This window comes from Dokdonella sp., assembly GCF_049593775.1.
Lineage (GTDB): Bacteria > Pseudomonadota > Gammaproteobacteria > Xanthomonadales > Rhodanobacteraceae > Dokdonella.
Genome location: NZ_JBAWHJ010000239.1, coordinates 1 through 5,202, shown reverse-complemented (window position 1 = coordinate 5,202; position 5,202 = coordinate 1). Strand labels below are relative to the sequence as shown.

Genomic DNA, 5,202 nt, shown 5'->3' with positions numbered 1-5,202 from the left:
TCACGGTTGTAGGCGATGCCGCCACCAGAACCACCGAGCGTGAAGCTGGGCCGGATGATGGTGGGAAATCCCACCGAGAGTTGCGCTTCCAGCGCCTGCTCGAAATTTCGAACGACCTCGGCCTTCGGACAATCCAGGCCGATCTCGGCCATGGCAACACGGAACAACTCACGATCCTCGGCCATGCGAATGGCCTCGCGAGAAGCACCGATCAGCTCGACGCCGTACTTTTCAAGCACGCCCTTGTCGGCAAGATCCAGCGCGCAGTTCAGCGCAGTCTGTCCGCCCATGGTCGGAAGGAGCGCATCCGGCTTTTCCTTGGCGATGATCTTTTCGACCATGCGCGCATTGATCGGCTCGATGTAGACGGCATCGGCTGTGTCCGGGTCCGTCATGATCGTTGCCGGATTCGAGTTGATCAGTACAACCCGATAGCCTTCTGCCTTGAGCGCCTTGCAAGCCTGCGCGCCAGAATAATCGAATTCGCACGCCTGGCCGATGACGATCGGCCCTGCGCCAATGACGAGGATGGTGCGGAGATCAGTTCTTTTTGGCACCAGCTTTGCCTTCGGTCGAGGTTTCTTCGTTGAGGAACAATGGATCGGCCGGCGCAACCTCGATCATGATCTTGCGGATCGAATCGCGCGGTACCGACAGTTCGATCGAGCCTGCATCCGGCCCCATCTGCAGGGTGAGGGTCACATTGGTAAAGCGAGTCAGCTCGCCCTTGCGTGTCGTGTTGTTCGTGGTGCTGATGACCAGCTTGTGCCCAATCTTCTCGACCAGATCCGCGTATTCGATTTCCTGAAAGCTGGAGGTGTTGGCCGCAGTTCCCTTGGCCGCCTTGGAACCGGCAGCGGGTGCAGCCATGGGTGCCGCTGACAGCAATGCCAGCAGGGTGCAACTCAGAATCAGGCACACAAGTTTTTTCGAGTTATTCATGCGTTTATGCCGCGGCTGTCGCACGCGCCTCCATTAGCTGAATGAAACGGTCGAATAACGGGGCCACATCGCGTGGACCGGGACTCGCTTCGGGATGACCCTGGAATCCAAACGCGGGTCCATCAATCAATTCAATGCCTTGCAGGGATCCGTCAAACAACGAGCGATGGGTTGCCCGCACCGTGGATGGCAGGCTCGATTCGTCAATTGCGAAGCCGTGATTCTGACTGGAAATCATCACGCGCCCGGAATCCAGATCCATGACAGGATGATTGGCGCCGTGGTGGCCAAATTTCATCTTCATGGTACGAGCGCCCACGGCCAGCCCGAGCAACTGATGCCCAAGGCAGATTCCGAACAGGGGCACACGCTTTTCGATCAGCTCGCGTATGGCAGCAATTGCGTAGTCACAAGGCTCTGGATCGCCAGGGCCATTGGAAAGAAAAACCCCATCCGGTTGCATTTCGAGGACGGTTGCCGCGGGCGTCTGGGCAGGCACGACGCGAACTTCGCATCCGAGATCCGTGAGCATGCGCAAGATGTTTTGCTTGACGCCGAAATCGTAGGCTACGACGCGAAACCGTGCCGCTGGCGGGGTCGAGGAAACCTGATCGAGATCGTGGACGCCTCCGCGCCAATCGAACGCCTCGCGGGTCGAAACCACCTTGGCCAGATCCATGCCTGACAAGCCGGCGAACGCCCGCGCCTGCGCGAGAGCCGCGTCTGCATCCGGGTTGTCGCCGCCGATGATGCAGCCGCCCTGGGCACCGCTCTGGCGCAAGATTCGCGTCAATCGACGTGTATCTATGTCTGCGATGGCCACGATTCCGTGGCGCCGCAAGTAGGCATCCAGAGACTCCTCGCTGCGCCAGCTGCTGGCAAGCAAGGGCAAATCGCGGATGACGAGGCCGGCGGCATGAACCTGATCCGACTCCACGTCCACCGCATTGCAACCGGTATTGCCGATGTGCGGATAGGTGAGAGTCACGATCTGCCGTGAATAGGACGGGTCGGTCAGGATTTCCTGATACCCGGTCATGGCCGTGTTGAAAACGACCTCTCCGGCAGTGATACCGTCGGCGCCGATTGAGCGGCCACGAAACTGGCTACCGTCGGCGAGGGCAAGAATGGCTGGTCGGGTCATGCTTTCGCCTGGGTAGTGGCCCTCGCAGCGAAACCGGGTTTGGCTCCGGGTGCGGCGAAACCCGCGGGCTGGGTCGACCAGTCCGTGGTTTTGGGCAGATTCAAGTGGGGTCAAGGCGAGGCGGAATGATAGGCATCACCCGGCGTCCTGTCCACCTCTGCGAACACGGCAAATCCGCGCAAGCCGACAAATTTTACCTCGCCAATGCACTCTGAAGCGTGTCCAGCTTGCTGAACAAGTTGAACCTGAATCGGCATTCCTCGAACAACAAGCATCCGCCACGCGAATAACCATGGTCGATCCAATGACCCTCAATTGCATCTTTCCGGTCGTGTTTCGACACCGCGAGCGGTCCACGCTCGCTCGGACTCCGACCAATGATGAGCGCAGAATCGCCCTTTTGTCTGGGCGATCCGCGTCTGCAAAACCGCGCAATGCCGGCCCCTCGCTGCGCATCCACCATTGTTCAGGAAACTGTTCGGCGCGATTGATCGTAGAATCGGGGCACGGTACATGAGCAAAGACGCTCACACCGACCACACCGGCAACCGCATGAAAATGATGAGACTCGTCCTGCTATCCGTGGCAATGCTCGCCCTGGCACAGCCCATCCAGGCACGTCAGGGCGATACGCCCTACAGCATCGGCTCCGCCGCCAAGCGCGGAATCATGGTGCCCGAGGTCTACCTGCCGGCTATCGACCCTGCTGCTTTGCGAAATGCGCATGATGTCGAGGTGCGCGACGCAACCCACGCAAGAACGAAGCGCCTGGCCATCGCCGAAGGCAACCCGGTCGCACTTGGTCCCGACACGGACGGAATCTGGCAGACCATGGAGGACGGATCGTCATTGTGGCTTCTGCGAGTGCAGGTTCCCGGTGCCACTGATCTGCACCTGAGCTTCGATCGCTATTCCCTGCCCCCTGGTGCTGCGCTCTGGGTGATTGGTGCTGATGACTACTATGAGGGTCCGTACACCTCAGATGACGCATCGCCCTTGTCGATTCCGATGGTGCCGGGCGACGCGGCAACCATCGAGTTGCGGCTCCCTGAAGGGATGCAGATTGGCTCCGAAGATCTGATCCTGACCGATGTCGGCGCCGGTTTTCGCAGCATGTTCGACGCCATCCCGCGCCTTGGCATTCCCGGCAATTCCGGCGCCTGCAACGTCAATGTTGCGTGTCCGCTTGGGCAGCCCTACACCGCTGAGCAACGCGCGATCACGTACTACGAATTTCGGGCGGACAGCGATGGCCTCACTTACGTCTGCACGGCGACCCTGATGTCCGACGTGCCTGCGGACAGAAAAAACTATGTATTGACCGCAGCGCATTGCCTGGCCACGCCAGCCGAGGCGGCCAGCATGCGCATGTACTGGAATTTTCGTTCCACGACATGTTCCGGCAACAACGGCATTTCCTTCACCCAGAACCAGACCGGCGCGACCCTTCGCGCCACCCGCGCCGATGCGGACTTCACGCTGGTCGAGCTCAATCAGAATCCTGACCCGTCGTGGAACCTGTTTCATGCCGGCTGGGATGCCACCAATATCGCCCCGTCCGGAAGCATCGGTATCCATCACCCCAGTCAGGATTCCCTCAAGATAAACAACAGTCCGGTTGCTCCGCGCACAAGAAACAACTGCATCGGGACCGGCGGCGCTAGCTCGAATACACACTGGCATACGGGTCCTTACGACCAGGGTACGACCGAAGGTGGTTCATCCGGCTCTGGACTGTGGATTCCCTCCAGCGCGGCAGGCGGCAACGGCCGGCGCCTGATTGGCGTACTTTCGGGTGGAGTTGCTGCGTGCGTGGGTACTGTTCCGGACAACGGATGGGATTGTTACGGCAAGTTCTCGGCCGCCTGGGATGGTCCGTCGCCCGAAAGCCGTCTTCGCGACTGGCTGGACCCCACAGGAACCGGCACACAGAGCATCGCCGGAATCGACCACAATGCCCCGCCGCCATCTCTCCCGGTTGACGGCAGCCTGGCCGTGCGCATTGCGGCAGGTTTGCAGGCGCGCCCGTTGAGGCTGTTGGGTCGGGGTATCGGATCGCATCCACGACCAACCAATACCAACACCAGTTCGTCGCTACGGGAGCATTGATCCCGACGCTGACAAGCCTGCTGGAGAGGCACGAATCGCGGGTCGGCAAGTGAACCGTGACAGCCGGCTAGTGACCGTTGAGCCCCAGCACATCGGCCATTTCATGGCGACCCGCCGGCTTGTCCACGATCCAGCGCGCGGCAGCCAGCGCGCCGCGAGCAAACAACTCACGATCACCTGCGCGATGGATCAGCTCAAGGCGTTCACCCAGACCGGCCAGGCGCACTTCGTGTTCGCCAACGATGTCACCCGAACGTGACACCGCATAGCCGATCGAATTCGAATCACGCGCTCCGGATCGGTCAATGCGAGGGTCTTCATTGGCGCGACCACGAGCGCTATTGATGCGCTGCCCCAACATCAGGGCGGTTCCGGACGGAGCGTCCAGCTTTTGCCGATGATGCGCTTCGATGATTTCACAATCCCAATCGGGCAGGAGTCGCGCCGCCTCGGCGGCAAGATGTGCCAGTACGGCAACGCCGAGACTGAAATTGGAGGCCCATAGCACAGGAATGGAACGCGCAGCGACGGTCAACGCAATTTGCTGTGTTTCGGCAAGCCCGGTCGACCCACAGACCAGGGGCAGCTTGCGTTCGATAGCCAGCTCTAGCGCAGCATCGAAACCCTGCGCACCGGAGAAATCGATCAGGACATTGGCGTCGACATCCCTATCCAAGGTTGTTGCGAACAACCCGGAGCCCGAAGCGGTGGCGGCACTTGCAGACGTTCGAACCAGCGCAGCGGCAATCTCCAGATCCCGGCTCTCAGCCACGATTCTCAGCACAGCCTGCCCCATTCGCCCGGCAGCGCCAGAAACTGCAACCCTGATCTTCTTGAACTCTTCGCTCATGTCTGGCCCGGATTATTCATGAAGGCGGGAGATGCTTGCGCAAGACATTGGGTTCACTCGGAGATTCGTGATCGAGCGCATGGCAGGGATTATGGGCGAGTGAGCAGAAATTCGCGCGGATTCGAGCAACGAGCGAGGGCGTGTGTTTGTCATGACG

Annotated in this window: 4 protein-coding genes and 1 pseudogene; 1 reads left to right on the top strand and 4 read right to left on the bottom strand. The window is 60.3% G+C overall.

Features of this window, described 5'->3' with window-relative positions; all coding sequences use genetic code 11:
• From carB to carA, 3 genes and pseudogenes are all read right to left on the bottom strand, one after another.
• Positions 1–557, bottom strand: a pseudogene (gene carB, locus WBP53_RS08640) (carbamoyl-phosphate synthase large subunit); the annotation flags it as partial.
• A complete protein-coding gene (locus WBP53_RS08635) occupies positions 541–942 on the bottom strand; it encodes a hypothetical protein (RefSeq protein ID WP_423927936.1) in 402 nt (133 codons plus the stop codon). The gene WBP53_RS08635 and the pseudogene carB, both read right to left, overlap by 17 nt.
• Positions 943–946: 4 nt before the next feature.
• The gene (gene carA, locus WBP53_RS08630; RefSeq protein WP_423927934.1) at positions 947–2,086 is read right to left on the bottom strand and encodes a glutamine-hydrolyzing carbamoyl-phosphate synthase small subunit; all 1,140 of its coding nucleotides are present in this window, start codon (positions 2,084–2,086) and stop codon (positions 947–949) included.
• Positions 2,087–2,599: 513 nt separating this feature from the next.
• Here carA and WBP53_RS08625 point away from each other — a divergent pair.
• Complete coding sequence (locus tag WBP53_RS08625) at positions 2,600–4,195, top strand: trypsin-like serine peptidase (protein WP_423927932.1); 1,596 nt, start codon at positions 2,600–2,602, stop codon at positions 4,193–4,195.
• 67 nt (positions 4,196–4,262) lie between these two features.
• On the opposite strand, the gene dapB is transcribed toward WBP53_RS08625, so the two are convergent.
• The gene (gene dapB, locus WBP53_RS08620) at positions 4,263–5,045 is read right to left on the bottom strand and encodes a 4-hydroxy-tetrahydrodipicolinate reductase (RefSeq protein WP_423927930.1); all 783 of its coding nucleotides are present in this window, start codon (positions 5,043–5,045) and stop codon (positions 4,263–4,265) included.
• Positions 5,046–5,202 lie beyond the last annotated feature (157 nt).